21 protein-coding genes and 3 tRNA genes are annotated in these 25,762 nt (G+C 68.5%); 16 read left to right on the top strand and 8 right to left on the bottom strand.

What is annotated here, in order from left to right:
• The first annotated feature begins 77 nt into the window (after positions 1 to 77).
• From crtY to FZ033_RS16335, 4 genes are read left to right on the top strand one after another with little or no spacing between them, the layout of a single operon-like run.
• Positions 78 to 1,235 carry a lycopene beta-cyclase CrtY gene (gene crtY, locus FZ033_RS16320; protein ID WP_149577166.1) on the top strand — a complete coding sequence of 386 codons (1,158 nt, stop codon included), beginning with the start codon at positions 78 to 80 and terminating at the stop codon, positions 1,233 to 1,235.
• Positions 1,232 to 2,746: a phytoene desaturase gene (locus FZ033_RS16325; protein ID WP_149577167.1), complete on the top strand. Its 1,515-nt coding sequence runs from the start codon at positions 1,232 to 1,234 to the stop codon at positions 2,744 to 2,746. The genes crtY and FZ033_RS16325 overlap by 4 nt, the downstream gene beginning before the upstream one ends.
• Positions 2,743 to 3,678, top strand: a complete 936-nt coding sequence (locus tag FZ033_RS16330; protein ID WP_149577168.1) for a phytoene/squalene synthase family protein — start codon at positions 2,743 to 2,745, stop codon at positions 3,676 to 3,678. The genes FZ033_RS16325 and FZ033_RS16330 overlap by 4 nt, the downstream gene beginning before the upstream one ends.
• Positions 3,675 to 4,931 (top strand): glycosyltransferase, encoded by a 1,257-nt coding sequence (locus FZ033_RS16335; protein ID WP_149577169.1) that lies wholly within the window; start codon positions 3,675 to 3,677, stop codon positions 4,929 to 4,931. Before FZ033_RS16330 ends, FZ033_RS16335 begins: the two co-directional genes overlap by 4 nt.
• Here FZ033_RS16335 and FZ033_RS16340 read toward each other — a convergent pair.
• The 3 genes from FZ033_RS16340 to pabB are packed head-to-tail and all read right to left on the bottom strand — an operon-like array spanning position 4,897 to position 7,638.
• The gene (locus FZ033_RS16340) at positions 4,897 to 5,481 is read right to left on the bottom strand and encodes a GNAT family N-acetyltransferase (RefSeq protein WP_232847521.1); all 585 of its coding nucleotides are present in this window, start codon (positions 5,479 to 5,481) and stop codon (positions 4,897 to 4,899) included. The two genes, FZ033_RS16335 and FZ033_RS16340, sit on opposite strands and share 35 nt — an antisense overlap.
• Positions 5,459 to 6,250, bottom strand: a complete 792-nt coding sequence (locus FZ033_RS16345; RefSeq protein ID WP_149577170.1) for an aminotransferase class IV — start codon at positions 6,248 to 6,250, stop codon at positions 5,459 to 5,461. The genes FZ033_RS16340 and FZ033_RS16345 overlap by 23 nt, the downstream gene beginning before the upstream one ends.
• The gene (pabB, locus tag FZ033_RS16350) at positions 6,247 to 7,638 is read right to left on the bottom strand and encodes an aminodeoxychorismate synthase component I (protein ID WP_232847522.1); all 1,392 of its coding nucleotides are present in this window, start codon (positions 7,636 to 7,638) and stop codon (positions 6,247 to 6,249) included. Before pabB ends, FZ033_RS16345 begins: the two co-directional genes overlap by 4 nt.
• A gap of 372 nt (positions 7,639 to 8,010) precedes the next feature.
• Here pabB and FZ033_RS16355 point away from each other — a divergent pair, with 372 nt between their 5' ends.
• A complete protein-coding gene (locus FZ033_RS16355; protein ID WP_232847523.1) occupies positions 8,011 to 8,757 on the top strand; it encodes an AzlC family ABC transporter permease in 747 nt (248 codons plus the stop codon).
• A gap of 26 nt (positions 8,758 to 8,783) precedes the next feature.
• Positions 8,784 to 9,131, top strand: a complete 348-nt coding sequence (locus FZ033_RS16360) for an AzlD domain-containing protein (RefSeq protein WP_149577172.1) — start codon at positions 8,784 to 8,786, stop codon at positions 9,129 to 9,131.
• Positions 9,132 to 9,255: 124 nt separating this feature from the next.
• Here the strand turns inward: FZ033_RS16360 and glnA are convergent, their stop codons facing one another.
• Together glnA and FZ033_RS16370 are read right to left on the bottom strand one after the other, a co-directional pair.
• A complete protein-coding gene (glnA, locus tag FZ033_RS16365; RefSeq protein ID WP_138400024.1) occupies positions 9,256 to 10,671 on the bottom strand; it encodes a type I glutamate--ammonia ligase in 1,416 nt (471 codons plus the stop codon).
• 45 nt (positions 10,672 to 10,716) lie between these two features.
• Positions 10,717 to 11,055, bottom strand: a complete 339-nt coding sequence (locus FZ033_RS16370) for a P-II family nitrogen regulator (RefSeq protein ID WP_012115561.1) — start codon at positions 11,053 to 11,055, stop codon at positions 10,717 to 10,719.
• A gap of 222 nt (positions 11,056 to 11,277) precedes the next feature.
• Between FZ033_RS16370 and FZ033_RS16375 the strand changes: the two genes are divergently transcribed.
• Entirely contained in the window at positions 11,278 to 12,768 is a 1,491-nt protein-coding gene (locus FZ033_RS16375; RefSeq protein WP_269149871.1) for an NAD(P)H-hydrate dehydratase, read from the top strand.
• Positions 12,769 to 12,778: 10 nt separating this feature from the next.
• Here the strand turns inward: FZ033_RS16375 and FZ033_RS16380 are convergent, their stop codons facing one another.
• Positions 12,779 to 14,047: a multicopper oxidase family protein gene (locus FZ033_RS16380; RefSeq protein WP_149577174.1), complete on the bottom strand. Its 1,269-nt coding sequence runs from the start codon at positions 14,045 to 14,047 to the stop codon at positions 12,779 to 12,781.
• Positions 14,048 to 14,495: 448 nt separating this feature from the next.
• Here FZ033_RS16380 and FZ033_RS16385 point away from each other — a divergent pair.
• From FZ033_RS16385 to FZ033_RS16425, 9 genes are all read left to right on the top strand, one after another.
• Positions 14,496 to 14,580: transfer RNA gene (locus FZ033_RS16385), tRNA-Leu, on the top strand.
• A 153-nt stretch (positions 14,581 to 14,733) separates the two neighbouring features.
• On the top strand, positions 14,734 to 16,092 hold the full coding sequence (gene tig, locus FZ033_RS16390) for a trigger factor (protein WP_149577175.1): 1,359 nt from the start codon (positions 14,734 to 14,736) through the stop codon (positions 16,090 to 16,092).
• A gap of 85 nt (positions 16,093 to 16,177) precedes the next feature.
• Positions 16,178 to 16,813 carry an ATP-dependent Clp protease proteolytic subunit gene (locus tag FZ033_RS16395; RefSeq protein ID WP_012115565.1) on the top strand — a complete coding sequence of 212 codons (636 nt, stop codon included), beginning with the start codon at positions 16,178 to 16,180 and terminating at the stop codon, positions 16,811 to 16,813.
• A 408-nt stretch (positions 16,814 to 17,221) separates the two neighbouring features.
• On the top strand, positions 17,222 to 18,490 hold the full coding sequence (gene clpX, locus FZ033_RS16400) for an ATP-dependent Clp protease ATP-binding subunit ClpX (protein WP_012115566.1): 1,269 nt from the start codon (positions 17,222 to 17,224) through the stop codon (positions 18,488 to 18,490).
• Between the two features lie 333 nt (positions 18,491 to 18,823).
• Positions 18,824 to 21,241 (top strand): endopeptidase La, encoded by a 2,418-nt coding sequence (gene lon / locus FZ033_RS16405; protein ID WP_149577176.1) that lies wholly within the window; start codon positions 18,824 to 18,826, stop codon positions 21,239 to 21,241.
• Between the two features lie 324 nt (positions 21,242 to 21,565).
• Positions 21,566 to 21,844 carry an HU family DNA-binding protein gene (locus FZ033_RS16410; protein ID WP_012115568.1) on the top strand — a complete coding sequence of 93 codons (279 nt, stop codon included), beginning with the start codon at positions 21,566 to 21,568 and terminating at the stop codon, positions 21,842 to 21,844.
• A gap of 449 nt (positions 21,845 to 22,293) precedes the next feature.
• A tRNA-Val gene (locus FZ033_RS16415) sits at positions 22,294 to 22,369 on the top strand.
• Between the two features lie 308 nt (positions 22,370 to 22,677).
• A tRNA-Asp gene (locus tag FZ033_RS16420) sits at positions 22,678 to 22,754 on the top strand.
• A gap of 172 nt (positions 22,755 to 22,926) precedes the next feature.
• Complete coding sequence (locus FZ033_RS16425) at positions 22,927 to 23,799, top strand: SGNH/GDSL hydrolase family protein (RefSeq protein WP_149577177.1); 873 nt, start codon at positions 22,927 to 22,929, stop codon at positions 23,797 to 23,799.
• 115 nt (positions 23,800 to 23,914) lie between these two features.
• Here the strand turns inward: FZ033_RS16425 and FZ033_RS16430 are convergent, their stop codons facing one another.
• Both FZ033_RS16430 and FZ033_RS16435 read right to left on the bottom strand, forming a co-directional pair.
• Positions 23,915 to 24,556 (bottom strand): alpha/beta hydrolase, encoded by a 642-nt coding sequence (locus FZ033_RS16430; RefSeq protein WP_149577178.1) that lies wholly within the window; start codon positions 24,554 to 24,556, stop codon positions 23,915 to 23,917.
• A 99-nt stretch (positions 24,557 to 24,655) separates the two neighbouring features.
• Positions 24,656 to 25,597: a ring-cleaving dioxygenase gene (locus FZ033_RS16435; protein ID WP_149577179.1), complete on the bottom strand. Its 942-nt coding sequence runs from the start codon at positions 25,595 to 25,597 to the stop codon at positions 24,656 to 24,658.
• Positions 25,598 to 25,762: the final 165 nt, after the last annotated feature.

Genomic DNA, 25,762 nt, shown 5'->3' on the forward strand with positions numbered 1-25,762 from the left:
CCGGGGCGGGGGTGACAGGCGACGGCCCGGCGGCTATTGCCCTTGCGGGGGGCAACGGCAGGAGCTGCGCTTAGGGCATGGACATCGTCTTCGTCGGCGCCGGACTTGCCAACTGCCTCATGGCCGCGCGCCTCGCCGCCCAGCGCCCCGGCCTTCACATGCTGCTGCTGGAAGCCGGCGAGAGCGTGGGCGGCAACCACAGCTGGTCCTGCCACGACAGCGATCTCACTGCCGCGCAGCGCGCCTTTCTCGCCCCCTTCCAAAGCTATCGCTGGGCCGGGCACGGGGTGCATTTTCCGGCCTTCTCGCGCGCGCTGAACGGCGGCTACGCCACCATTTCCTCCGAGCGCATGGCCGAGGTGATGAACGAGCGCCTGTGCGCCGCCATCCGCACCAACGCCCGCGTCGCCCATGTGGCGGCCGACCATGTGGTATTGGAGGGCGGCGAGAGCATCACCGCCCTCGCCGTGGTGGACGGGCGCGGCCCGGTCGCCTCGCGCCATCTCGACCTCGGCTACCAGACCTTCCTCGGGCAGGAGCTGCGCCTGTCGCGACCCCATGGCCTCACCCGCCCCATCATCATGGATGCGCGGGTGGAGCAGTTGGGCGGCTACCGCTTCGTCTATGTGCTGCCGCTGGACGACGACACGCTGCTGGTGGAAGACACCTATTATGCCGACGGCCCGGACCTTCCCGCCGATGCCCTGCGCGGCCGCATTTCCGCCTATGCCGCGGCGCAGGGCTGGGCGGTGGATTATGTGGTGCGGGAGGAGGACGGCATCTTGCCGATTGCGCTCGGCGGTGACATCGACGCCTTCCTCGCAGAGACGCCCGCGGGCGTGGCGCCGGCAGGGCTGCGGGCGGGCCTGTTCCACCCCACCACCGGCTATAGCCTGCCCGACGCCATGGCGCTGGCCGACAAAGTGAGCGCGCTTGCCGATCTCTCCGGCCCCGCGCTCGCGGCGGCCGTGCGTGCCCATGCGGCGGCGGCCTGGAACGGGCGCGGCTTCTTCCGCCTGCTCAATCGCATGCTGTTCCGCGCCGCCGATCCGGAGCGGCGCTATGCCATCCTCCAGCGCTTCTACGGGCTGTCGGAAGACCTGATCACCCGCTTCTACGCCGATCGCCTCACCCTTGCCGACAAGGCGCGCATCCTTTCCGGCCGCCCGCCCGTATCGGTGCTCAGGGCGCTCTCCTGCCTTGTTGAGACGAAAGCCGCACCCGGTTCCCCATGATGCTCGATGCTACCAAGACCTTCCGCCGCGCCGCCGTCATCGGGTCCGGCTTCGGCGGGCTCTCCCTCGCCATCCGCCTGCAGGCGGCGGGCATCCGCACCACCGTGTTCGAGCAGCGGGACAAGCCCGGCGGACGCGCCTATGTCTATGAGCAGGACGGCTTCACCTTCGATGGCGGCCCCACCGTCATCACCGATCCCACCTGCCTTGAAGAGGTGTTCGAGGCCGCCGGCCGCAAGCTGTCCGACTATGTGGAGCTGATGCCGGTCTCGCCCTTCTACCGGCTGATGTGGCCGGACGGCCGGCAGTTCGACTATGTGAACGACCAGGCCTCCCTCGACGCCCAGATCGCCACCTTCGACAAGGCGGACGTGGAGGGCTATCGCCGCTTCCTCGCCTATTCGCAGGCGGTGTTCGAGGAGGGCTATCTCAAGCTCGGCGCGGTGCCGTTCCTTGAATTCTCCAGCATGATGAAGGCTGCGCCCAAGCTGGTGAAGCTGGAAGCCTGGCGCTCGGTCTATGCCATGGTCTCGCGCTTCATCCGCGACGACCACCTGCGGCAGGCCTTCTCGTTCCATTCCCTTCTGGTTGGGGGCAATCCCTTCTCCACCTCGTCCATCTACGCCCTCATCCATGCGCTGGAGCGCAAATGGGGCGTTTTCTTCCCGCGCGGGGGAACCGGCGCGCTGGTGCGCGGCATGGTCAAGCTGTTCACCGACCTCGGCGGCGAGATCCGCCTCTCCTGCCCGGTGGACGAGATCGTGGTGGAGGGCCAGCGCGCCACCGCCGTGAAGCTCAAGAGCGGCGAGATCCTGCCGTTCGACCTCGTCGCCTCGAACGCGGACGTGGTGCACACCTATCGCCACCTGTTGCGCGGGGCGGCGCGCGGGCGCTCGGAAGGCGCGCGGCTGGCGAAGACGCGCCATTCCATGTCGCTGTTCGTCACCTATTTCGGGGCCCGGCGCACCTGGGACCATCTCCAGCACCACACGGTGCTGTTCGGCCCGCGCTATCGCGGTCTCGTGGACGAGATCTTCAAGGGCCCCAACCTGCCCGACGATTTCTCGCTCTATCTCCATGCCCCGACCGTGACCGACCCGTCGCTGGCGCCGGAAGGCTGCACCGCCTTCTACGTGCTCTCTCCCGTGCCGCACCTCGGCAAGGCGGACATCGACTGGGACAAGGAAGGCCCGCTTTATCGCGACCGCATCCTCACCCATCTGGAGGAGCGGCTGTTGCCGGGGCTGCGCGACAGCCTCGTCACCTCGCGCATCCTCACCCCCTTCGGCTTCCGCGATGAGCTGTCCGCCCATCACGGCTCGGCCTTCTCGGTGGAACCGCTGCTCACCCAGTCGGCGTGGTTCCGGCCGCACAACCGGGACGCGAAGATCGCCAACCTCTATTTCGCCGGGGCCGGCACCCATCCGGGGGCGGGCGTGCCGGGGGTGGTCGGCTCGGCCAAGGCCACGGCGGGGCTCATCCTCGCGGACCTTGGTGTGACACGCGCATGAGCGCCCCCGCGCCCGCCGTCCTCGGCGCCAGCGAGGAGGCCATCGCCAAGGGCTCCAAGAGCTTCGCCGCCGCGGCGCGCCTGTTCGGTCCGCGCATGCGCGAAGACGCGGTGATGCTCTATGCCTGGTGCCGCCATTGCGACGACGTGGTGGACGGGCAGGAGCTGGGGCACGGGCGGGTTTCCAGCGCCGCCTCCCCCGCCGAGCGGCTCGACGGCCTCTATGAGGAGACCCGCAACGCCTATCGCGGCGCGCCTTCCGCCCATCCGGCGTTCGCCGCCTTCGCCGAGGTGGTGAAGCGCAACGACATTCCCGAGCGCTACCCCCTCCAGCTGCTGGAGGGCTTCCGCATGGACGTGGAAGACCGGCGCTACGAGAGCATCGATGACACGCTGACCTATTGCTACCACGTGGCCGGCGTGGTGGGCGTGATGATGGCCCTCATCATGGGCGCGCGGGATGACGTGGTGCTGGACCGGGCGAGCGACCTCGGCCTCGGCTTCCAGCTCACCAACATCGCCCGCGACGTGATGGAGGATGCCACCATCGGCCGCATCTACCTGCCCGCGGCCTTCCTCGCCGAGGCCGGCGTTCCGGTGGCGGACATCGCCGCGCCGGAGCATCGCGCGGCGGTGGCCGGCGTGGTGGCACGGCTGCTGGACGTGGCCGAGCCCTATTACGACCAGTCCCTCATCGGCATGGCCGCTTTGCCGTTCCGTGCGGCGGCGGCGGTGGGCGCGGCGCGCGGTGTCTATCGCGCCATCGGCGTCGAGGTCCGCAAGCGCGGGCCCAAGGCTTGGGACGCGCGCGTCTCCACCTCCACGGCCCAGAAGGCCGGCTTTCTCGCGGGCGGCCTCGCGCAGGCCCTCGCCACGCGGTTCAAGGGCGCGCCGCCGCCCCGTCCCGCGCATCTTTGGACGCGTCCTCAATGACCCATTTCGCCGTCGTCGCCCCGCCGCTGCCGGGCCATACCAACCCGCTGCTGGTGCTCGCCCGGGAACTCGGTGCGCGGGGCCATCGCGTCACCTTCGTGCACATGGCCGATGCCGCCCGCCTGGTCGCCGGCAAGGGCGCCGAGTTCGCGCCCGTGGGCGAGAAGGACTACCCCGCCGGCGCGCTCGACGCATATGTGGCGCGCCTTGCCGCGCCCACCGGCCTGTTCGGCCTGCTCGGCACCCTGAAGGTCACGGCGGCCCAGACCGACATGCTGTGCCGCGACCTGCCGGGCGTGCTGAAAGCCATCGGCGCGGACGTGGTGATCGCCGACCAGACCGAGGCGGCGGGAACGCTCGTGGCGCGGCACCTCAAGCTGCCAGTCGTCTCCACAGCCACCGCGCTGCCGCTGAACCGGGAGATCGGCGTGCCGCCGCCCTTCGTGCCCTGGCGCTACGATGCCAGCGAGCAGGGCCTTGTCTGGAACAAGGGCGGCTACCGCATCACTGACCTTTTGATGCGGCCCATGCGCCGGGTTCTGGAACGGTATGGCGCGGCATTCGGGCTCGACCCGTTCGCGGACGGAGGTTTCTCGCCGCTGCTGACGGTGGCACAGATGCCGAAGGGGCTGGACTTTCCCCGCTCCGAGCTGCCCGCGACCTTCCACTACGGCTCACCCTGGCGCGATGGCGCCGCCGTTCCGCGCATGGATGCGGCCCTGCCGCACGTGGAAGGCATGCCGCTGCTGTTCTGCTCGCTCGGGACCCTGCAGGGCGGGCGGATCGACCTGTTCCACAAGGTGGCATTCGCGGCGCGGGACGTGGGGGCGCGGCTCCTCATCGCCCACGGCGGCATGCTGTCCGATGAGGAGGCAGCCCAACTCTCGGGCCTCGCCGAGGTGCGGTCCTTCGTACCGCAGCAGGAAGTGCTGAAGCGCTGCGCCGCCGCTGTGCTCCATTGCGGCATGAATACGGTGCTGGACGCGCTGGCCGAAGGGGTGCCGCTGGTGGCCATGCCCATCGCCTTCGAGCAGCCGGCCACCGCCGCCCGCCTCGCCTATGCCGGCGTGGCCGAAGTGGTGCCGGCCGGCCGAGCCAGCCGCGTGCGCCTCGCCAATGCCTTGAGGGCGGTGCTCAACGTGCCCGACTATCGGCTCGCCGCCCGGCGCATCGCCGACGAGATGGCGGAAGGCGGCGGGGTGAAGCGCGCCGCTGACTTCATCGAGCAGGCGGTGGCGCGGACGGCCGCATAAGGCGGTAGAGCACCTGCCGCCGCAGAGGATGGCCCACGGGAATGCTCGGCAGGTCGAAATCCCCATCCGCGTCCCGCACCATGCCGAGGCGTTCCATCACCGCCCGCGAGCGGCCATTGGCGGGGACGGTGATGGCGACGATCTCCTCCAGCCCCAGAGTCTGGAAGCCGAAGCCGAGGGCCGCGCGCGCCGCCTCGGTGGCAAAGCCGTGGCCCCAGAAGGCGGGATCGAACCGCCAGCCGATCTCCACCGCCGGGGTGAAGTGCTCGTCATAGGGCACGTGGACGAGGCCGGTGTAGCCGGCGAAGTCCGTCACCCCCGGTGCCTCCACGACCCACAGGCCGAAGCCATGGCGGGCGAAGTGCGCTTCCACCCGGTCCGCCACTGCGTCGCTGGCGGCGCGGTCGGGCACCGGCATCAGGAACTCCATGGTGGCGGGGTTGGACTGCATCCGCCACAGGCCGTCGCGATCTGTCGGCCGCCACGGGCGCAGCACCAGCCGCTCGGTGCGCAGGACCGGCGCCACCTCAAGCCCCCGGAATGCGGGCACGCAGCCGCTCGGCGACGGCGCGTCCGACCACTTCTCGCCCGTCCAGCGCCGCGACGGAGCGGATGCCCAGCGCCGAGGTGATGAAGATTTCCTCGGCCCGGCCGAGGTCCTCCGGCGTCAGCGGCCGTTCGCCCGCGCCCTCGGTCAGCACCGCCGCGCGCATGATGCCGGGCAGCACGCCTTCGGACAGGGGCGGGGTGACGAGATCGCCGCCGATCACCGCGAACACATTGGCGATGGAGGTCTCCGCCACGCGCTCGCGCGTGTTGAGCAGCAGCGCATCGTCCGCGCCGCGCCGCGCGGCTTCCTGCCGGGCGAGGATGTTGTCGAGATAGTTCAGCGACTTCACCTGCGCGAGCGGCGAGCGATCGTTGCGCCGGGTGCCCTGCGCGATCACGAGGCGCGCGGGCGGGGCCGGAGCGGGCAGGGGGGCGGCGGTGATGACGAGGGTGGGGGTGGGCTCGGCCGGCGGCAGCACGCCGCGCGGGCCGGTGCCCCGGCTGAGGGTGAGGCGCAGCACACCCTCCGTCAGGGCGTTCGCCGCGGCCGTGGCGGCGAGGGCGGCGGCAAGATCGAGCGTGGGAAGGGGCAGGCCCAGCACACCGGCCCCGGCGGTGAGGCGGGCGAGATGAGCCTCAAGCCGCAACACTGCGCTGTCGCTCACCCGCAGGGTCTCGAACAGGCCGTCGCCGAGGGTGAAGCCCCGGTCGAACGGAGACAGGTGCGCTTCTTCCTGCGCGACGAGGCCGGTGCCGAGCCAGAGCTTCACGATGCCTCCCCCGACAAGGCTCGCAGCATGGGCGAGAGCTTCACCAAGCTCTCCTCATATTCATCCGCCGGATCGGAATCCGCCACGATGCCACCGCCCGCCTGGGCCAGCAGCGTCTCCCCGGCCCGGGTGATGGTGCGGATGACGATGGAGGAATCCATGGCCCCGTCGAAGCCGATCCAGCATACCGAGCCGCAATAGACCCCGCGCGGCACCGGCTCCAGCTCGTGGATGATCTCCATGGCGCGGATCTTCGGCGCCCCGGTGATGGAGCCGCCGGGAAAGCAGGCGGTGAGCAGGTCCACCGGGCCGAGGCCGTCCTTCAGCCGGCCTTCCACAACCGAGACCAGGTGATGCACGCTGGCGAAGGTCTCCAGCGCGCACAGGGCAGGCACCTTCACGCTGCCCACCTTGCAGACCCGTGAGAGATCGTTGCGCAGCAAGTCCACGATCATCAGGTTTTCTGCCTGGTCCTTCTCCGATGCCACCAGAGCGGCGGCAAGCCGCGCGTCCTCCTGCGGGTCCAGGCTGCGGCGGCGGGTGCCCTTGATGGGCCGCGTCTCCACCCGCCCGTCGGGATCGAGGGACAGGAAGCGCTCCGGCGAGGCGCTGAGCACGGCGAGATCCGGCCCCGCGCGCAGGAAGGCGGCGAAGGGGGAGGGGGAGAGCGCACGCAGACGGGCATAGAGGGCAAGGTCGGTGAGGCCCTGCGGCCGCGCCGCGCGCATCTGCTGGGTGAGGTTGGCCTGGAAGATATCGCCGGCGCGGATGTATTCGATCACCCGCGCGACGGACGCTTCCACCTGCGCGCGCGGCTGCTCCGGCACGAAGCGGCCGGTGAGAGAAAAGTCGGGCGCCGGCGCGATGGCGGGGGCGGTCTCCAGCCGGCGGCGGAACGCCTCGGCCCGCACCTGCGCGCGCGCCTTGGCGGCGGCGCCATGCTCGGGCCGGCCGGTGGAGACGATGTAGGCGCGGCGCTCCAGTCGGTCGAAGGCGAGCACCGTGTCGTAGAGACCGAGCACCAGTTCGGGAACCGCCGGTCTCGCCGGGCGGGGGGCGGGCAGGCGCTCCAGATGGCGGCCCAGCTCATAGCCCAGATACCCCATGGCCCCGCCGCGAAACGGCACCGGCGAGGGTTCGGCCGGCACGGCACTGGCCGCGAGCGCGACGGCCAGCACGTCGAACGGATGTCCGGGCACGATCCGCCCGTCCACGCGCACGCCATCGGCCGCGCTGGTGATGACCTGGAACGGATCGGCCCCCAGATAGGACCAGCGTGCCCGCGCGTCCCCCTCCGCGGCGCTGTCGAGGAAGGCGCAATAGGGCGCATCGGCGAAGGCGTGGAGGACGGCGAACGGGTCGCGGTACGGAATTTCAACGATAAGCACGGCAGGGCGACCGATTCGAAACGCTGGCCACAAGATGGCGTCCCCGGCCCCCGGGGGCAATGCGCGCGATGGCGCGGTGGGGTCGCTGGCCTGACACGCAGCGCCCCCGCTCCCTCCCGCGAGTGGGGAGGGGGCAAGACCGCGCCAAGAGGCACCAGCGGCTGCGAGCAAGAGCACCTGTGCCCCCGGTGATTGCGACGGTCGGCGGAGCACCGGGCCAGCGTGACGCAAAGCTACCCCATCGCTGCATGGCCGCCGGCCTTCGCCTGCGCGAACCCGCCTTCCCACGATCAAGGCATGTGCTATGGCATTAATCACCGGCCAGCGCGCCTGCGCCCGGCCTTCAGAACCTGTGCCCGGAACGAGCCCCGCGTGTCCGCCCCGCCTGTGTCCCATCCCGCGCATCATGCGCCGGCCGTCTGGTTCCTGAAGGGGCTGAAGGCGGGCCTGTCCGTGCCCGCCATCGTGCTGTTCGCCAGCTACATCGGCTTCGGCGCGGTGCTCCAGAGCGTGGGCTTTCCCATCGGCGCGGGGCTCGCCTCCACGCTGCTGATCTGGGCGCTGCCGGCGCAGCTGATCCTCATCGGCGGCATCGCGGCGGGCACCGCCCTGCCGGCGGTGGCGCTGGCTGTGGCCATTTCCTCCATCCGGCTGCTGCCCATGGTGGTGTCGGTGGCGCCCTATATCCGCGGGCCGCGCCGCAGCCTGTTCTGGGAGCTGGTGAGCGCCCATTACGTGGCCATGACCGTGTGGCTGGAGGGCCTGCGCCTGTTGCCCCACCTGCCCGGCGAGGCGCGGCTGCCCTTCACTCTCGGGCTGGGCAACATGCTGATCTCCATCAGCATGTTCGGCACGCTCACCGGCTTTCTCGTGGCGGGCGAAGTGCCGACGCCGCTGGCGGCGGCCCTGCTGCTGCTGACCCCGCTGTCCTTCACCGTGCTTATGGTGCGCAACGCCGCCGGGGCCACCGACTGGCTGGCGCTGGCGGCGGGCTTCCTCCTCATGCCCGCTACGCTGGGGCTGGAGGGCGGCCTCGACCTCATGATCGCCGGCATCGGCGGCGGCACGTTCGCCTATGTGGCGGGCCGGCTGCTGGAGCGGCGGCGGGGGCAGCCATGACAGGCGTAACCATGACAGGCGTAACCATGACAGGCGCACCCATGAGCGAGGGCGCGGCGCTGCTCATCGTGCTGCTGGCGGGCTTCCTCCCCACCGAGATCTGGCGCTCGCTGGCGATTCTCGCCGGGCGGCGGGTGGAGGAAGGCAGCCCCGTCTTCCACTGGGTGAAGGCGGTGGCTACCGCGCTTCTGGCCGCCGTGGTGGCGCGGCTGCTGTTCGCGCCGGCCGGAGCGCTCGCCGCCGTGCCACTGGCGCTGCGGCTGGGTGCGGTGGCGGGTGGCGTGGCCGGCTTTCTCGTTTTCCGCCGCTCGGTGTTCGCGGGGGTGCTGGTTGGCGAGGTTCTCCTGGTCGCCGGCATTCTGCTGTCCCATTGAGGCGCCGCAGGCACCAGGGAAGAATCGACCTCCGCAAAAAGAGAGGGCGCCCCGAGAGGCGCCCAAGGAGGTCATGAAGACCGGAACAAGGCCGGCCCAGCCTTATGGCCGGGCCGGGGAAGCATCAGACCGAGTAGTACATTTCGAACTCGACCGGGTGCGGCGTCATTTCGAAGCGCATCACCTCGGTCATCTTCAGCTCGATGTAGGACTCGATGAAGTCCTTCTGGAACACGTCGCCCTTGAGCAGATACTCGTGGTCGGCGGCGAGCGAATCCAGGGCCTCGCGCAGGGAGCCGCAGACGGTGGGGATCTGCTTCAGCTCGGCGGGGGGTAGGTCGTACAGGTCCTTGTCCATGGCCTGGCCGGGATCGATCCGGTTCAGGATGCCGTCCATGCCGGCCATGAAGAGGGCCGCGAAGGCGAGGTAGGGGTTCGCGCCGGGATCGGGGAAGCGGACCTCGACGCGCTTGGCCTTCGGGTTGTTGGTGTAGGGGATGCGGCAGGACGCCGAGCGGTTGCGGGCCGAATAGGCCAGCAGCACCGGAGCCTCATAGCCCGGGACCAGCCGCTTGTAGGAGTTGGTGAGCGGGTTGGTGAAGGCGTTCAGCGACTTGGCGTGCTTGATGATGCCGCCGATGTACCACAGGCAGTAGTCGGACAGGTCCGCATACTTGTCGCCGGCGAAGAGCGGCTTGCCGTCCTTCCAGATGGACTGGTGGACGTGCATGCCCGAGCCGTTGTCGCCGAAGACGGGCTTCGGCATGAAGGTCGCGGTCTTGCCGTAGATGTTGGCCACCTGGTGGATGCAGTACTTATACACCTGCAAGTGGTCGGCCATGGTCACGAGCGAACCGAACTTGAGGCCGAGCTCGTGCTGGGCGGAGGCCACCTCGTGGTGGTGCTTCTCCACCTTGGCGCCCATCTTGGCCATGGCGGCGAGCATCTCGGAGCGCATGTCCTGCGCCGAATCGATCGGGGGCACCGGGAAGTAGCCACCCTTGGTCTTCACCCGGTGGCCGAGGTTGCCGCCCTCATACTCGGTGTCGCCGTTGGTGGGCAGCTCGACCGAATCGAGCTTGAAGCCCGTGTTGTACGGGTCCGCCTTGAAGCGCACGTCGTCGAAGATGAAGAACTCGGCCTCGGGGCCAAAATAGACGGCGTCGCCGATGCCGGTGGACTTGGCATAGGCCTCGGCCTTGCGGGCGATGGAGCGGGGGTCGCGGCCGTAGGGCTGGTTGGTGGTCGGCTCCAGCACGTCGCAGACGATGGAGAGCGTGGTCTCCGCGAAGAAGGGGTCGATGCAGGTGGTGGCCGGATCCGGCATCAGCAGCATGTCGGATTCGTTGATGGCCTTCCAGCCGGCGATGGACGAGCCGTCGAAGGCAGTGCCTTCGGTCAGGAACTCATCGTCGACCATGGAAATGTCGAAGGTAACGTGCTGCCACTTGCCGCGCGGATCGGTGAAGCGCAGATCGACGTATTTCACGTCCTCGCTCTTGATCAGGTCGAGGACGTCCTTGGCCGTCTTGGTGGTCATGGGGGTATTACCTTTCTGCTGGCACGCAGGTTTTTATTGGACGCGTCAAATCGCGTCGAGGCCGGATTCGCCGGTGCGGATGCGGATCGCCTCCTCGATGGACGAAACGAAGATCTTTCCGTCTCCGATCCGTCCGGTCTGGGCCGCGCGGCGAATGGCGTCGACGGCCCGGTCTACCATATCGTCGGAGAGCACGACCTCGATTTTCACCTTGGGCAGGAAATCCACCACATATTCCGCGCCGCGATACAGCTCGGTGTGGCCCTTCTGCCGGCCGAAGCCCTTGGCCTCGGTCACGGTGATGCCTTGCAGTCCCACGTCCTGGAGGGCCTCTTTCACTTCATCGAGCTTGAAGGGCTTGATGATAGCCTCAATCTTCTTCATCCGGTCCGTCTCCCCTGGCCCGGCCTCCGCCGCTGGTCGAGCCGGCAGCATTTAAGCAGGATGTATGCCATCCATACGCCTAAGTGCTTATGCGGACCAGAGCGTTAGGTGAAGTCGACGTTGCTCATGAAATAGGCTTAATGACTTTAAATTAGGCGATTCATATCTTCATTGCGTGCGTTTGCTGAGTATCAACTGGGCATAAGAGGGGCAGGGCATCACGTGCACGCACTTCTCGATCCACAGGAAATGGGTCAGGCAGATCGACTCGCCGTCGAAATGGGCACGCCGTCCTTCACGCTGATGGAGCGGGCGGGCACCGCGGTGGCCGACGTGGTGGCGCGCTTTCCGCTGCCGACCCGCGTCGTCATCCTGTGCGGGCCGGGCAACAATGGCGGCGACGGTTTCGTCGCGGCACGGGTGCTGACCCAGCGGGGCTTTCGGGTCAGGGTTGCCCTGTTGGGCGAGCGCGAGAAGCTGACGGGAGACGCGAAGCGTGCCGCCGAGCGCTGGCGCGGGCCGGTGGAGGAGCCGGCGGTCCTTGATCTCACCGAGGCGGGGGTGATCGTCGATGCCTTGTACGGCGCCGGCCTTGCCCGCGACCTAGACGGGGCGGCCAGGGCGCTGGTGACACGCATGGCCGCCTCCGGCCGGCCGATCATCGCCGTGGACCTGCCCTCCGGTCTCGACGGCGCCACCGGCAAGGTGCGCGGCGCGGCGGCGCAGGCGCAGGAGACGGTCACCTTCTTCCGTCGCAAGCCGGGTCACCTGCTGGAGCCAGGTCGCAGCCTGTGCGGGCGGGTACGGGTGGCCGACATCGGGATTCCCGATGCGGTGCTGGATGTGATCAGGCCCGCCACGTCCGTGAACATGCCGGACCTGTGGCGCCCGGCGTTTCCGCTGCCGGCGGCCCTGGGGCACAAATATGACCGCGGCCATGCGGTGGTGGTGAGCGGCGGCGCCTGGACCTCAGGCGCTGCTCGCCTGTCCGCGCGTGGGGCGTTCCGGGCCGGGGCCGGGCTGGTGACGGTCGCCTTGCCGCCGGACGCCCTGCCGCTGCATGCCGCCTCTTATGCGGCCATCATGCCCCGTGCCATGGCTTGCGACGGCGACCTCGCCACCCTGCTCGCCGACCGGCGGCTCGGCACCGTGGTGCTGGGGCCGGGCCTCGGTACCGGGGCGGCGACGCGGGCGAAGATCGACATCGCCGCCCCGGGCCGCCGTCTCGTGCTCGATGCCGACGCGCTCACCTCATACGCCGGCGTGCCCTGGGCGCTGGCGGACGTGGCGGCGCGCACCGCGGGCCTCATCGTCACGCCCCACGAGGGGGAGTTCGCCCGTCTGTTCGCCGGGGATCGGGCGGTGTTGGAGGCGCCCTCCAAGCTGGCGCGCACCCGCGCGGCGGCGGCGCGGCTGGGGGCGGTAGTGGTGCTGAAGGGGGCGGACACGGTGGTCGCGGCTCCCGACGGACGCGCCGCCATCGCCGAGAATGCGCCGGCCTGGCTCGCTACCGCCGGTGCCGGCGACGTGCTGGCCGGCATGGCGGGCGGGCTGCTGGCGCAGGCCATGCCGCCGTTCGAGGCGGCGGCCGCTGCCGTGTGGCTGCACGGGGAAGCCGCCCGCGCCGCCGGGCCGGGCCTCGTGGCCGACGACCTGCCGGAGGCGCTGCGGGAGGTCTACCGCCGTCTCTATGAGTTATTCGGGGTGCGGTGAACTGACGGCTTCAGGCCGTCACCTCATAGGTCTTGGAGACCACCACTTCGCCGTCGCCGCCGCGCTGCCCGACGATGGACCAGGTGCCCGGCACGGCGGCGCGGAACGCCACCCGCACGGTGGCCTTCGACGGCACCGGCACGGTGTCGTGCCACCAGGGCCGCCAGCCGTCATAGACATTGTCGAGCAAGCGCACGGGGTGGCCGGCGATATAGACCGACACCGGCGCGTCGAGGCTGTTCACCAGCGTCAGCACCACGCTCTTGCCCGCCTTCACCGTGCCGAGGGAGGCCGCCCCCGCGCCCGGCTTGTCGCCGATGGGCAGCTCGATGCGCAGGGCATCCTTGAGGGGAATCTCGGCCGGCAGGTCGTTGGGCGGCAGCGGCGCCGGGGCCCCCGCGGGCGGTGTCCCGGCCGCGCCCACCGGGGTGACCACTGCCAGCCGGATGGGGTCCTGCGTGGTCTCGATCTCGATGATGGTGGCGTCGGCGTCGTCCAGCGTCGCGGCCACGTCCACCCGGCCGCCGGGGGCAATCTGGATGCGGCCGTCCTTCAATTCGAAGGGCTCGGACACCGGCTGGCCATCCACCGCGATGGCATAGCTCGCCGGCCCGCGGATCTTGAGGCGCAGGAACAGCGGGGTCGCGTTCACGAGCCGCAGCCGCGCCCGCCCGGTCGCGGGACCCTGGAAGGTGGGCGAGATGGCGCCGTTGACCGGGAAGATGGGCATCCCGCTTTCCGGCGGGAAGGATTGAATGAACAGCAGGTGGTCTGCCGCATAGGCCGGGGCGCCGGCCTCTTCCACCACCAGCGGGCCTGCGAGCGCGCGGCGGGCGAGGCTGGGTGAGGTGGCATGATACCAGAAGGTGCCGGCGTCCGTCGGCGCCAGGCTCAGGCTGGCGCTCTTGCCGGGGGCCACGGCCGCCAGCGCCGGCGAACCCGCCGGCAGCCGCACGCCCTGCCAGGTGAGAGCGACGTTTTCCTTCAGGCTGTTGGCGAGGGTGACATTCAGCATGCCGCCCTTCTTCACCCGCAGCACCGGGCCGGGGAGCGCGCCGTTGAACAGGGCGAGGGGGCCCGGGCCGGCCAGCTCCGGCAGGCTGCCTTCGGCGGCGGTGAGCGTTACCGGGGGGCTTGCCTGGGGGGCGGGGGGCACCGCCGCCGGTGCGGCGGCCGGCGACTGGGCGAGCGCCGGGACCAAGGCGCCCGCCGCGCCGGACAGGGAGAGGGCTGCAGCACCCTTGAGGACGGTGCGTCGGGAGGGAATCGGCGTCGTCACGCGGCGTCTCCTGGCAGGGTGCGTGGACCTTCATACGTGGCTGAAAAAAGGGCAAGCGGCTTTCCACCGCTGATTTTCGCGCGCTGGCCGGCAAGCTCTGCCGCCACCGGTCCGGGCGATGCAGCACAACGGCTTGCGGGACGGCGGCGGGAGCCTGGGGTCGCGGCCGCGGGCAGATGGCGCAGCACGCGGGATGGCGCCATTTTGTTGCTGCATGCGCGCGCCGTCATGATATAAGCCGCGACCCGATCCATGCGTGCACAGGCGTGCGCGTGCGGTCGAACCTCTATGGTGCGCGTCCCGGATCGCGCGTCTCCGATTGGGCGTTTCCGTGATGGAGCGTTTCCGTGACGGGGTGCTTCGGGGTCTGCCGTCCGGTGCTCTTGATTGCGCACCCGGCGGCGCGCGCGCCCTGCGGACGTAGCAGTCTCGCGGACGTAGCGGACTTGCGGGCGTGGCGGAACTGGTAGACGCGCGGGATTTAGGTTCCCGTGACGCAAGTCGTGGGGGTTCGAAACCCTCCGCCCGCACCACGTTTCCGGTTCGCCGGCCGCCGCGGAGGTTCGTTCGCCGCAAGGCGCGGGACGCACCGTGCGGCCTTTGGCGGGATGCCGAGGGATCTGCGGGGCCGAAACCGGTTTTGAACGTTTTCCGCGCCATGCGCGACAGGATGTGAAGGCAAGACGATGCAGGTGACCGAGACCCAGGCCGATGGCCTCAAGCGCGCGTTCCGTGTGGTGGTGTCTGCCGCCGACCTCGGCGCCAAGGCCGATGCCAAGCTGGCCGAACTCAAGGGCCAGGTGAAGCTGAACGGCTTCCGCCCCGGCAAGGTGCCCGTGGCGCACCTCAAGCGCGTCTACGGCAAGTCCGTCATGTCCGAGGTGATCGAGCAGACGGTCAACGAGACCAACGGCAAGATCGTCGAGGAGCACGGCTTCAAGCTGGCGCTCCAGCCCAAGGTCAAGCTGCCGCAGGAAGATCCCCAGGCGCAGGGTCTGCTGGAAGGCGGCAAGGACCTCGCCTACGACCTTGAGATCGAGATCCTGCCCAAGATCGAGCTGGGCAACTTCAAGGACATCTCGGTGGAGAAGCTGGTGGTCGAGGTGGCCGACGCGGAGGTCGACGAGACCATCCAGCGCATCGCCGACGCCAACCGCCCCTTCGTCACCCGCGAAGGCGGCTACGCCGAGAACGGCGACCGCGTCACCATCGACTTCACCGGCTACGTGGACGGCGAGAAGTTCGCCGGCGGCGAGGGCCAGGACATCGACGTCCTCATCGGCTCCAACGGCTTCATTCCCGGCTTCGAGGAGCAGCTGCTCGGCGTCTATGCCGGCGACAACCGCACCCTCAACGTGACCTTCCCGGAAGCCTATGCCGCCAAGGAACTGGCCGGCAAGGCTGCCACCTTCGAGGTGACGGTGAAGTCGGTCGCCGCCCCCGGCCCGCTCACCCTGGACGACGAGTTCGCCAAGACTCTCGGCCAGGAGAGCCTGGAGAAGCTCAAGGAGACGGTGCGCGGGCGCATCGCCAGCGAGCACGCCGGCGCTGCCCGCCAGAAGGTGAAGCGCGCCCTGCTCGACGCCCTCGACACCACCCACCAGTTCGCGGTGCCGGAAGGCCTCGTGGAGCAGGAATTCTTCGGCGTGTGGAGCCGGGTGCAGGAAGACCTCGCTGCCCAGAACCGCAGCTTCGCCGACGAGGGCACCACCGAGGAAGAGGCCCGCGCCGACTACCGCAAGATCGCCGAGCGCCGCGTGCGCCTCGGCCTGGTGCTTGCGGAAATCGGTGAGCGCAACAATATCCAGGTTTCTGAAGACGAGGTGACGCGCGCGGTTGTGGAACGGGCCCGCCAGTTCCCCGGCCAGGAGCAGCAGGTGTGGGAATATTACCGCCGCACCCCCGAAGCCCTGGCCTCCGTTCGCGCCCCCCTGTTCGAGGAGAAGGTCGTCGATTTCCTTCTGGAGCTCGCCAACGTGACCGAGAAGACGGTCACCAAGGAAGAGCTCTACAAGGAGGAAGAGGACGACGAGAAGGCGGCCTGAGGGCCAAAGTCCGCCTTCGTCCTGCGACGATATTGCGCGGCACGCCCCCCGGGGCGTGCCATCGCCCGCGCCCCGAGGACTGACGATGCGTGATCCTGTCGATACTTATATGAATTATCTCATTCCCATGGTGGTCGAGCAGACCAACCGCGGGGAACGGTCCTACGACATCTTTTCCCGCCTCCTGAAGGAGCGCATCATCTTCCTGACCGGCCCGGTCGAGGATGGCATGTCCACCCTTGCGGTGGCCCAGCTGCTGTTCCTGGAAGCGGACAATCCGAAGAAGGAAATCTCGATGTACATCAACTCCCCCGGGGGAGTGGTGACGTCGGGCCTCGCCATCTACGACACCATGCAGTTCATCAAGCCTGCGGTGTCCACGCTCTGCATCGGTCAGGCCGCCTCCATGGGCTCGCTGCTGCTGACCGCGGGCGAGAAGGACATGCGCTTCGCCCTGCCGAACGCCCGAATCATGGTGCACCAGCCGTCGGGCGGCTTCCAGGGCCAGGTCACGGACATCATGCTGCACGCGCAGGAGATCCTGAACCTGAAGCGCCGGCTCAATGAAATCTATGTGAAGCACACCGGCCGCTCGATGGACAAGATCGAGGACGCGCTGGAGCGCGACAACTTCATGACCGCAAAGGCCGCGCTGGACTTCGGTCTCATCGATGCCGTGATCGATCAGCGGCCCACCGACGACACCTCCAAGGCGGCGTGATCTGGGTCCACGCGACGGGGGTTCTCGTATTGCCCCCCTTGCGTGCGGTGCAAGATCGCGCTTGCATGTCGTTAAGCCGGCATCGGATGCCGCGTAACCGGCCCTCGCCCCGAAAAGGCGGGGGCCGCTGCGTTCAGGGGTCTTCACGTTTCGGCAGGACCCCCGGGATCACGATGCGGCCGACGGCGCGATGAAGGCGCGGCGGGTCCGGATGGTCGTATTCCGGCACTTCGTCACCTGGGGAATGTCGCTTCCCCGCCTTGATCGTGTCGCCTCGGGGTGATTGGCTCTCATGAACCGATCACCGTTTCGGGATTGGCTAGATTTTTGCTTGGTCCAATCCCCATATGTGACGCTAGCGAGACGGGTGCGTTTCGCGTCCGGTTCGGTAGATGGTAGGAGACGAAGATGAGCAAGACCGGCGGCAGCGACAGCAAGAACACGCTTTATTGCTCGTTCTGCGGCAAGAGCCAGCACGAGGTCAGGAAGCTCATCGCCGGACCGACTGTGTTCATCTGCGACGAATGCGTCGAGTTGTGCATGGACATCATCCGGGAAGAGTCGAAGTCCTCTCTGGTGAAGTCGCGGGATGGCATCCCGACCCCGAAGGAGATCCGCAAGGTCCTCGATGACTACGTCATCGGCCAGGATCACGCGAAGAAGGTCCTCTCGGTTGCGGTGCACAATCACTACAAGCGCCTCAACCACGCCACCAAGCACGGCGACGTGGAACTCGCGAAGTCCAACATCCTGCTGATCGGGCCAACCGGCTCCGGCAAGACGCTGCTCGCGCAGACCCTGGCGCGCATCCTCGACGTGCCCTTCACCATGGCCGACGCCACCACGCTGACCGAAGCCGGCTACGTGGGCGAGGACGTGGAGAACATCATCCTCAAGCTGCTCCAGGCTGCCGACTACAATGTCGAGCGGGCGCAGCGCGGCATCGTCTACATCGACGAGATCGACAAGATCAGTCGCAAATCCGACAATCCCTCCATCACCCGCGACGTGTCGGGCGAGGGCGTGCAGCAGGCGCTGCTGAAGATCATGGAAGGCACGGTAGCCTCGGTGCCCCCTCAGGGCGGTCGCAAGCATCCCCAGCAGGAATTCCTGCAGGTGGACACCACCAACATTCTGTTCATCTGCGGCGGCGCCTTCGCCGGCCTCGACAAGATCATCTCCTCGCGCTCGAAGGGGTCCACCTCCATCGGCTTCCAGGCCAAGGTGGCTCCGCCCGAGGATCGTCGCCCCGGCGAGGTGTTCCGCGAGGTGGAGCCCGAGGATCTGCTGAAGTACGGCCTCATCCCCGAGTTCATCGGCCGTCTGCCGGTCCTGGCGACGCTGGGTGACCTCGACGAGGAGGCCCTGAAGAAGATCCTCTCCGAGCCGAAGAACGCGCTGGTGAAACAGTACCAGCGCCTGTTCGAGATGGAGAATGTGGACCTGACCATCCACGAGGAGGCCCTCGGCGCCATCGCCCGCAAGGCGATCGAGCGCAAGACCGGCGCTCGCGGCCTCAGGTCCATCATGGAGAGCATCCTCCTCGACACCATGTTCGACCTCCCCGGCCTTGAAGGGGTGGAAGAGGTGGTGATTTCGCGGGAGGTGGTCGAGCAGAGTGCGCGTCCGCTTTATATTTACGCGGACCGTGTCGGCGACGCCGGCGCCAGTGCGTGACGGCGTCCGCCCCACACCTCGCCCCCGGCCTCGCGGCACGGGGGCAGGTCGGGGCATGGTCCGAACGTCGGACCAGACAGGGGGGATGACGGAACGCGCTCCGGCACTGTTCCGCCCTCGCCCGAACCCGGTTAACGGGGTGCCCTTGAAACGGGCAGGTTGCGTGTCCATCTACTTTTCGACAGTTCCGGTCTCGGGGGTCGGACCTCGTGCCTCCTGCGGCTCACGCCGCTTCAGCATTGAAAATCCACGCCCGTCTCCGGCCGCGTGCACGCGCGGCAACGCCCAGTTGTGCGTTTTTCCAGCGCGTGTACTTCTTGAAAGGATTGCGTCATGACGAGCCAGAAGCCGCGCCCGCCGCTCGTTGCCGGGGTGTCCCAGACCTACCCGGTCCTGCCTCTTCGGGACATCGTGGTTTTTCCACATATGATTGTTCCCCTCTTCGTGGGGCGCGAGAAGTCCATCCGCGCCCTCGAAGAGGTCATGCGCGGTGATACCTACATCCTCCTCGCCACCCAGGAGAACGCCTCGGACGACGATCCCGCCGCCGAGGCCATCTTCTCCGTGGGCACGCTCGCGACCGTCCTGCAGCTGCTGAAGCTGCCCGACGGCACCGTGAAGGTGCTGGTGGAGGGCGTCAGCCGCGCCCAGGTGACCCGCTACACCGAGCGCACCGATCTCTATGAGGCCGAGGCCATCACCCTCGACGACGAGACCGGCGACCAGGTGGAGGCCGAGGCGCTCGCGCGCTCGGTGGTCACCGAGTTCGAGAATTATGTGAAGCTCAACAAGAAGGTGTCGCCCGAGGTGGTGGGCGTCGTCAGCCAGATCGACGACCACTCCAAGCTCGCCGACACCGTCGCCTCGCACCTCGCCGTGAAGATTCCGGAGAAGCAGGGCGTCCTGGAGATGCTCAAGGTCGCCGACCGCCTGGAGAAGGTGCTCGGCCTGATGGAGAGCGAAATCTCCGTCCTGCAGGTGGAAAAGCGCATCCGCACCCGCGTCAAGCGGCAGATGGAGAAGACCCAGCGCGAGTACTACCTCAACGAGCAGATGAAGGCGATCCAGAAGGAACTCGGCGACGAGGACGGCAAGGACGACCTGCAGGAGCTGGAAGACCGCATCAAGCGCACCAAGCTCACCAAGGAAGCCCGCGAAAAGGCCACCCACGAGCTGAAGAAGCTGCGCCAGATGTCGCCCATGTCGGCGGAAGCCACCGTGGTGCGCAACTACCTGGATTGGCTGCTGTCGATCCCGTGGGGCGTGAAGAGCAAGGTCAAGAAGGACCTGCCCTTCGCCCAGCAGATCCTCGACGCGGATCACTTCGGCCTCGACAAGGTCAAGGAGCGTATCGTCGAGTATCTGGCCGTGCAGAGCCGCGCCAATAAGCTCACCGGGCCCATCCTGTGCCTCGTCGGCCCCCCCGGCGTGGGCAAGACCTCGCTCGGCAAGTCCATCGCCAAGGCGACGGGCCGTGAGTTCGTGCGCGTGGCGCTGGGTGGCGTGCGGGACGAGGCGGAGATCCGCGGTCACCGGCGGACCTATATCGGGTCCATGCCCGGCAAGATCATCCAGTCCATGCGCAAGGCCAAGAAGTCGAACCCGCTCTTCCTCCTGGACGAGATCGACAAGATGGGCGCCGATTTCCGCGGCGATCCGTCCTCGGCCCTGCTCGAGGTGCTGGACCCGGAGCAGAACCACACCTTCGCCGACCACTATCTGGAGGTGGATTACGACCTCTCGAACGTCATGTTCGTGACCACGGCGAACACGCTGAACATCCCGCCGGCCCTTCTGGACCGCATGGAGGTGATCCGCATCGCCGGCTACACCGAGGACGAGAAGGTAGAGATCGCGCGCAAGCACCTTCTGCCCAACTCGCTCGGCAAGCACGGCCTGACGCCGAAGGAGTTCGCCATCGACGATGCCGCGCTGCTCCAGCTGGTCCGCCGCTACACGCGGGAAGCCGGTGTGCGTAACCTCGAGCGCGAGATCTCCACGCTGGCCCGCAAGGCGGTGAAGGAGCTGGTGCTGTCGAAGAAGAAGTCGGTGAAGGTCACCGCCAAGAACCTCGAGGACTTCCTCGGCGTGCCGCGCTACCGGTACGGCGAGGTGGAGACCGAGGACCAGGTGGGCGTCGTGACCGGCCTCGCTTGGACCGAGGTGGGCGGCGAGCTCCTGACCATCGAGGGCCTCATGATGCCCGGCAAGGGCAAGATGACGGTCACCGGCAACCTGCGCGACGTGATGAAGGAATCGATCTCGGCGGCGGCGTCCTACGTGCGGTCGCGGGCGGTTGATTTCGGCATCGAGCCGCCCCTGTTCGAGCGGCGCGACATCCACGTCCACGTGCCGGAAGGCGCTACCCCGAAGGACGGTCCGTCCGCCGGCGTCGGCATGGCCACGGCCATCGTCTCGGTGATGACCGGCATTCCGGTGCGCCGCGATCTGGCCATGACGGGTGAGATCACCCTGCGTGGCCGGGTCCTGCCCATCGGCGGCCTCAAGGAGAAGCTGCTTGCGGCGTTGCGCGGCGGCATCAAGACGGTGCTGATTCCCGAGGAGAACGCCAAAGACCTGGCGGATATCCCGGCCAACGTGAAGAACGCGATGGAGATCATTCCGTGCTCCCGCATGGACGAGGTTCTCGCCCATGCCCTCGTTCGTCCGCTGGTGCCCATCACCTGGGAAGAGCGCCCGGTGAATGCCCCGGTGCCGGGCGAGGAGACCCCCGGCGTGGTCGCCCACTGATGAGGGATCCGGCCGGATTGCCCGCAAACCGGCCGGATTGAAGCGTTTTCCAGCGAAAAGAGAGGGCGTGTTGCCTCGTCTCCCCGTCAAACCGGGAGCGCGGCGCACGCCCTCAATCTTTTCAAAGGCTTAGAGATTGGTCTCACGCCGCCGGAGCGGCCCGTTTTCCCCCGTTTGTTCGCAGGCGCACAGTGGGAAATCGTGCATTGGTGCGGGTTTGGCGCCGATCACGCTTGCAAAAGCCTTATTTTCCGTGATGCTCGCGCCGTTCGTGAGGGCTTGAGCCTGCACGATTCGCGTTCTGACAACGGAAGGAAAGGTCAGATGACCACCAAGAACGAACTGATCGCCGCGGTGGCCGAAGAGGCGAAGCTGACGAAGACGGCCGCGGCTGCGGCTGTGGACGCCACCTTCGACATCATCGCCAAGGCGCTGCAGGAAGGCGAGGAAGTCAAGCTGATCGGTTTCGGCAGCTTCTCCGTGGTGACGCGCGCCGCGCGCGAAGGCCGCAATCCCCGCACCGGCAAGCCCGTGAAGATCAAGGCTTCCAAGGCTCCGAAGTTCACTCCCGGTAAGGGCCTGAAGGAAGCCGTCAACGGCTGATCGGCCCCAGGGTCTCCTGACGCGGTGACCCCTCCAAAGGCTTCCCGGACGCTCCCGGCCCGCGTTTCTGCGGGCGGAGCGTCCCCGAGCCGCGCGTTCCTGAGCAGAGTTGGCGGCCGCCTCAGGCGCCGCCCGGCGGGGCAGGGTGCGGGGAAGCCTTCCTGATGGCGGCCAGGCCGCCGTCCCTCTTCCAGACAGATGTGTCCCGCGGCCGGCGATCGATCGCACCAGGCCGGAGGCGTTCTGGAGCGGCTGTGCCGCTTACACGCGTCGCAGGCTGACCGACCTGTGCCCGTCGGCAGATCACGCGATGGCGGCAGCGCCGTGCTGCGCTGCTCTTGTTTCCACAGCCCCGATCCCGCTGCGACTGCCGCCTGCCGGGCCGCTCACCGCTGCGGCTCTTGCCGCCCGCGGAGCATGGGACTATAGCGCCTGCATGGTCCCGGCCTGGGCGGTTAGCTCAGTTGGTAGAGCATCTCGTTTACACCGAGAGGGTCGGCGGTTCGAGCCCGTCACCGCCCACCAGGCCCACCGCTTTCCCCGTTTATTCCGTTCCGGCCATGTTCGCCGTGTCGATGCGCGGACATCAGCCCGCGTGCGCCACCGGTGTGCCGAGGGGCATCGGGAGATTCGTATGCGCGCCGGTTCGTAGCTCTTCGGGCGGGCCGCGCGCGTGGGTCGCGGGCACGGCGGAAAGCTTTGCCGGGACTGGATTTTCAGAGAGCCTGTGGACAAGTGCCCCGCAAAAAGTACGGGTGTTGCTTGACTTGGGCTGAGGGCTGCCGTACCACGCCGCTCTCTTCGGCGGCACGGTTCGTCCGGCGCCGGTTCGGGGGGGTGTAGCTCAGTTGGTTAGAGCGCCGGCCTGTCACGCCGGAGGTCGCGGGTTCGAGCCCCGTCACTCCCGCCATCCATTCGAAGAGTCATCCCCTATCCTGCTCAAATCATGGCTCGGCTGCCCGCTTTTGCGCCGGTTCGGCTCGCTCGGTCTATCGCCGGCATCCCGGAGTGGCGGCCGGGCCTTGCGTTCCGTCGGTGAGGCGACGCACTGTGCAGGCCTCCATCCCCATGACCTCCGATCCATGACCCCTCCCAGCCCTTCATTCCGTCTCTCCCGGTTCGGCGTGGTGCGCCGCTGCGGCGCCGGCCTGCTCGGCCTGCTGATGCTCAGTGCCCCCTTCATCTCCGTTCCTGCCATTGCCTGCCCCTCGGACGTGCGCCCGGCGCCGCCCCTGGCGCTGGCGCAGGCCGCCAAGGTGCGTGCCGAGGGGCGGCCGCTGCGTATCCTTGCCATCGGCTCGTCCACCACCGCCGGGGCGGGGGCATCACGCACGGCCACGAACTACCCGAGCCAGCTGGCCCTGAGGCTGGAGGCGGCGCTGGGGGAGGGGAGCGTCGAGATCACCAATGCGGGCGTCAACGGCGAGAGCGCCCCCGCCACCCTGCGCCGGCTGGAGGCTTTCCTGAAGACGCCGCCGGTGCCGGACCTGGTGCTGTGGCAGGTGGGCACCAACGATGTCATCTTCGGCGGCGATCCGGTGCGGCTGAAGCAGCTGGTGGGTGAGGGGCTCGACGCCATTGCGGCGGCTGGCGCGGCGGTGCTGGTGATCGACCAGCAATATTATCCGGCCATCCTCAACCTGGACCGCTACGAAAGCTTTGTCGCCGCCGTGGGCGCGGCCGCTTCCGAGCGGGGAGCGACGCTGCTGCCGCGCTATCTGATGATGAAGCAATGGGCGGCACAGGACCCGGCGGGCCTACGCGCGACGCTGGCCTGGGACCACTTCCATTCGAACGACAAGGGCTATGCCTGCCTTGCCGACCTGCTGGCGCCAGCCATCGTGGCGGCCATGGCGGTGCCCGCCGCCGCGCCGCAGGGCCCGTCACAGGCCAAGGCGACCCCGACCAAGGGGGCTAATGCCAAGCAGCCGGCGGCCGCTCCGGCAATGCGCTGAGGGCCATCAGGCCAGGAGCGGTTGCCGTTCGCAGGCGTTCACGGCAACCGCTCCAGAATCCCACGTTGACGCGTTGTCTTCACGCGAACCGGTATCCCCTTCGCTCGAAAACGCTCTAACGGCCGATCCGGGCGATGAAGTCCCGGGCGGCGGTCAGGTCTGCGGAGGTGAGGCCGTGACTTGCCGGCAGGGTCCGGTGCTCCACCTGCGCGCCGCGCGCCGAAAGTAGAGCTGCGAGCCGGGCGGCATTCTCGGCGGGCACGATGGGGTCCATGGCGCCGGAGAGCATCAGCACCGGCGTTGCGGGCAGGTCCCCGGCCGGCGGGTCGGAGAGCGGCACCATGGCGCGCAGCAACACCGCGCCGGCGAGGGCCTCTGGCCGAAGCAGCATCACGGCGGCGGCGATGTTGGCGCCGTTGGAGAACCCCACCGCCACCGGTGCGGCAAGGCCATAGGCGGCGCTGGCGGCGCCGATGAAGTCCGCAAGATCATGGGCGCGACGCACCACGTCGGCTTCGTCGAACACGCCTTCGGCGAGGCGGCGGAAGAAGCGCGGCATGCCGCCCTCGCTCACCTGCCCGCGCGGCGACAGCAGGGCCGCGCCCGGGGCGATCATGCGGCCGAGGGGCAACAGGTCGGTTTCGTCGCCGCCGGTGCCGTGGAGCAGCAGCAGCGGCGCTGCCGCCGCATCCGTGGCGGGCTCGAAGCGATGGGTGAAGGCGAGGGCGGGCGCGTCCCGGGTAAGGGTCGAAGCCATGGGAAGATCCTCGCGGCTGGTCCGATTTGATCGGCACCGCAGCCGCCGTTCATGAAGGGGCGGGCACCCGGCCGCGCGGGGCGGCCGAGTAGGGCAGGATCAGGCGACGGCGGGCAGCGTCGCCTCGATCTCGGCGCGATGGGCCTCGTACTGGGCCGGCAGCTTCAGGGCTTCGCCGAGGCTTTCGGGGGCCTCGTCCACCGCGAAGCCGGGATCGTCGGTGGCGATCTCGAACAGCACGCCGCCCGGCTCGCGGAAATAGACCGAGCGGAAGTAGGTGCGGTCCCGCTGGCCGGTGACGCGCGCGCCGTGATGAGCGGTGAGACGCTCCGCCATCTCGGCCTGGGTGGCATCATCGGCGGCGCGGAAGGCGATGTGGTGCACGCTGCCGCGCCCCTGCCGGCCCGAGAGGAAGCCGCCGGCCTCGCGGATGTCGACGATGGTGCCGATCCGCCCCTCCTCCGCCCCGGCCGCGGTGAAGCGGATGCGGGTGCCCTCGCGGCCGGTCTCGGTGAAGCCGAACACGTCGGTGAGGATGGCGGCGGTGGGGCCGGCTTCCTTGAGCAGCAGGGTGACCGAATGCAGGCCGCGAATGGCATGCTCCGCCGGCACCTCGCCGAAGGTTTTGGCGGGCTCCGCGTCGATGCCGGGCACCCCCACGAGGGCGAGGCGCATGCCGTCCGGATCCTTGAAGCCGATCACCGAGGCGCCGAAGCGCTTCTCCGGCAGCTCCGGGGCGAGGCCTCGGGCGATCAGCCGGCCGGTCCAGTAGCCGATGGAGGCCTCGGGAATGCGGAACGCCGTCTCCTGGGTCTCGCCGACGCCGGCGCGGCCCTCGTCCGCATGCTCCCACGGGAAGAAAGTGAGGATGGAGCCGGGGCGGCCGGCATCATCGCCGAAGTAGAAATGATAGGTGCCGGGATCGTCGAAATTGACGGTCTTCTTCACCAGCCGGAGCCCGAGGGTGGCAGTGTAGAAGTCGAGGTTGCGCCGGGCAGAGCCGGCGATGGCGGTGACGTGGTGGATGCCCTTGCTGGTCATGGTGGCGATCTCCTGGCCGGTGGCGTCCGGCGTTGGAGCTAATTTAAGCAACAAACGTCAGATAAAAAGTTCGATTTCATTGCGTTCATGCAATGATGATGTGCGAGGCTGGCGCGTTCGGTGTGGCTTTGGCGGGTGCTTTCGGAAGGGACCAGCGGTCGCTCA

The sequence above is a fragment of the Xanthobacter oligotrophicus genome (assembly GCF_008364685.1).
GTDB classification, from domain to species: Bacteria; Pseudomonadota; Alphaproteobacteria; order Rhizobiales; family Xanthobacteraceae; genus Xanthobacter; species Xanthobacter oligotrophicus.

What these genes read in the sequence shown, in the direction of transcription:
- FZ033_RS16435 (WP_149577179.1), bottom strand. Translation starts at nt 25,597, where the DNA reads ATGACCAGCAAGGGCATCCACCACGTCACCGCCATCGCCGGCTCTGCC.
- FZ033_RS16410 (WP_012115568.1), top strand. Translation starts at nt 21,566, where the DNA reads ATGACCACCAAGAACGAACTGATCGCCGCGGTGGCCGAAGAGGCGAAG.
- FZ033_RS16425 (WP_149577177.1), top strand. Translation starts at nt 22,927, where the DNA reads ATGACCCCTCCCAGCCCTTCATTCCGTCTCTCCCGGTTCGGCGTGGTG.
- FZ033_RS16325 (WP_149577167.1), top strand. Translation starts at nt 1,232, where the DNA reads ATGATGCTCGATGCTACCAAGACCTTCCGCCGCGCCGCCGTCATCGGG.
- FZ033_RS16430 (WP_149577178.1), bottom strand. Translation starts at nt 24,556, where the DNA reads ATGGCTTCGACCCTTACCCGGGACGCGCCCGCCCTCGCCTTCACCCAT.
- FZ033_RS16370 (WP_012115561.1), bottom strand. Translation starts at nt 11,055, where the DNA reads ATGAAGAAGATTGAGGCTATCATCAAGCCCTTCAAGCTCGATGAAGTG.
- tig (WP_149577175.1), top strand. Translation starts at nt 14,734, where the DNA reads ATGCAGGTGACCGAGACCCAGGCCGATGGCCTCAAGCGCGCGTTCCGT.
- glnA (WP_138400024.1), bottom strand. Translation starts at nt 10,671, where the DNA reads ATGACCACCAAGACGGCCAAGGACGTCCTCGACCTGATCAAGAGCGAG.
- FZ033_RS16335 (WP_149577169.1), top strand. Translation starts at nt 3,675, where the DNA reads ATGACCCATTTCGCCGTCGTCGCCCCGCCGCTGCCGGGCCATACCAAC.
- clpX (WP_012115566.1), top strand. Translation starts at nt 17,222, where the DNA reads ATGAGCAAGACCGGCGGCAGCGACAGCAAGAACACGCTTTATTGCTCG.
- FZ033_RS16360 (WP_149577172.1), top strand. Translation starts at nt 8,784, where the DNA reads ATGACAGGCGCACCCATGAGCGAGGGCGCGGCGCTGCTCATCGTGCTG.
- crtY (WP_149577166.1), top strand. Translation starts at nt 78, where the DNA reads ATGGACATCGTCTTCGTCGGCGCCGGACTTGCCAACTGCCTCATGGCC.
- FZ033_RS16330 (WP_149577168.1), top strand. Translation starts at nt 2,743, where the DNA reads ATGAGCGCCCCCGCGCCCGCCGTCCTCGGCGCCAGCGAGGAGGCCATC.
- lon (WP_149577176.1), top strand. Translation starts at nt 18,824, where the DNA reads ATGACGAGCCAGAAGCCGCGCCCGCCGCTCGTTGCCGGGGTGTCCCAG.
- FZ033_RS16395 (WP_012115565.1), top strand. Translation starts at nt 16,178, where the DNA reads ATGCGTGATCCTGTCGATACTTATATGAATTATCTCATTCCCATGGTG.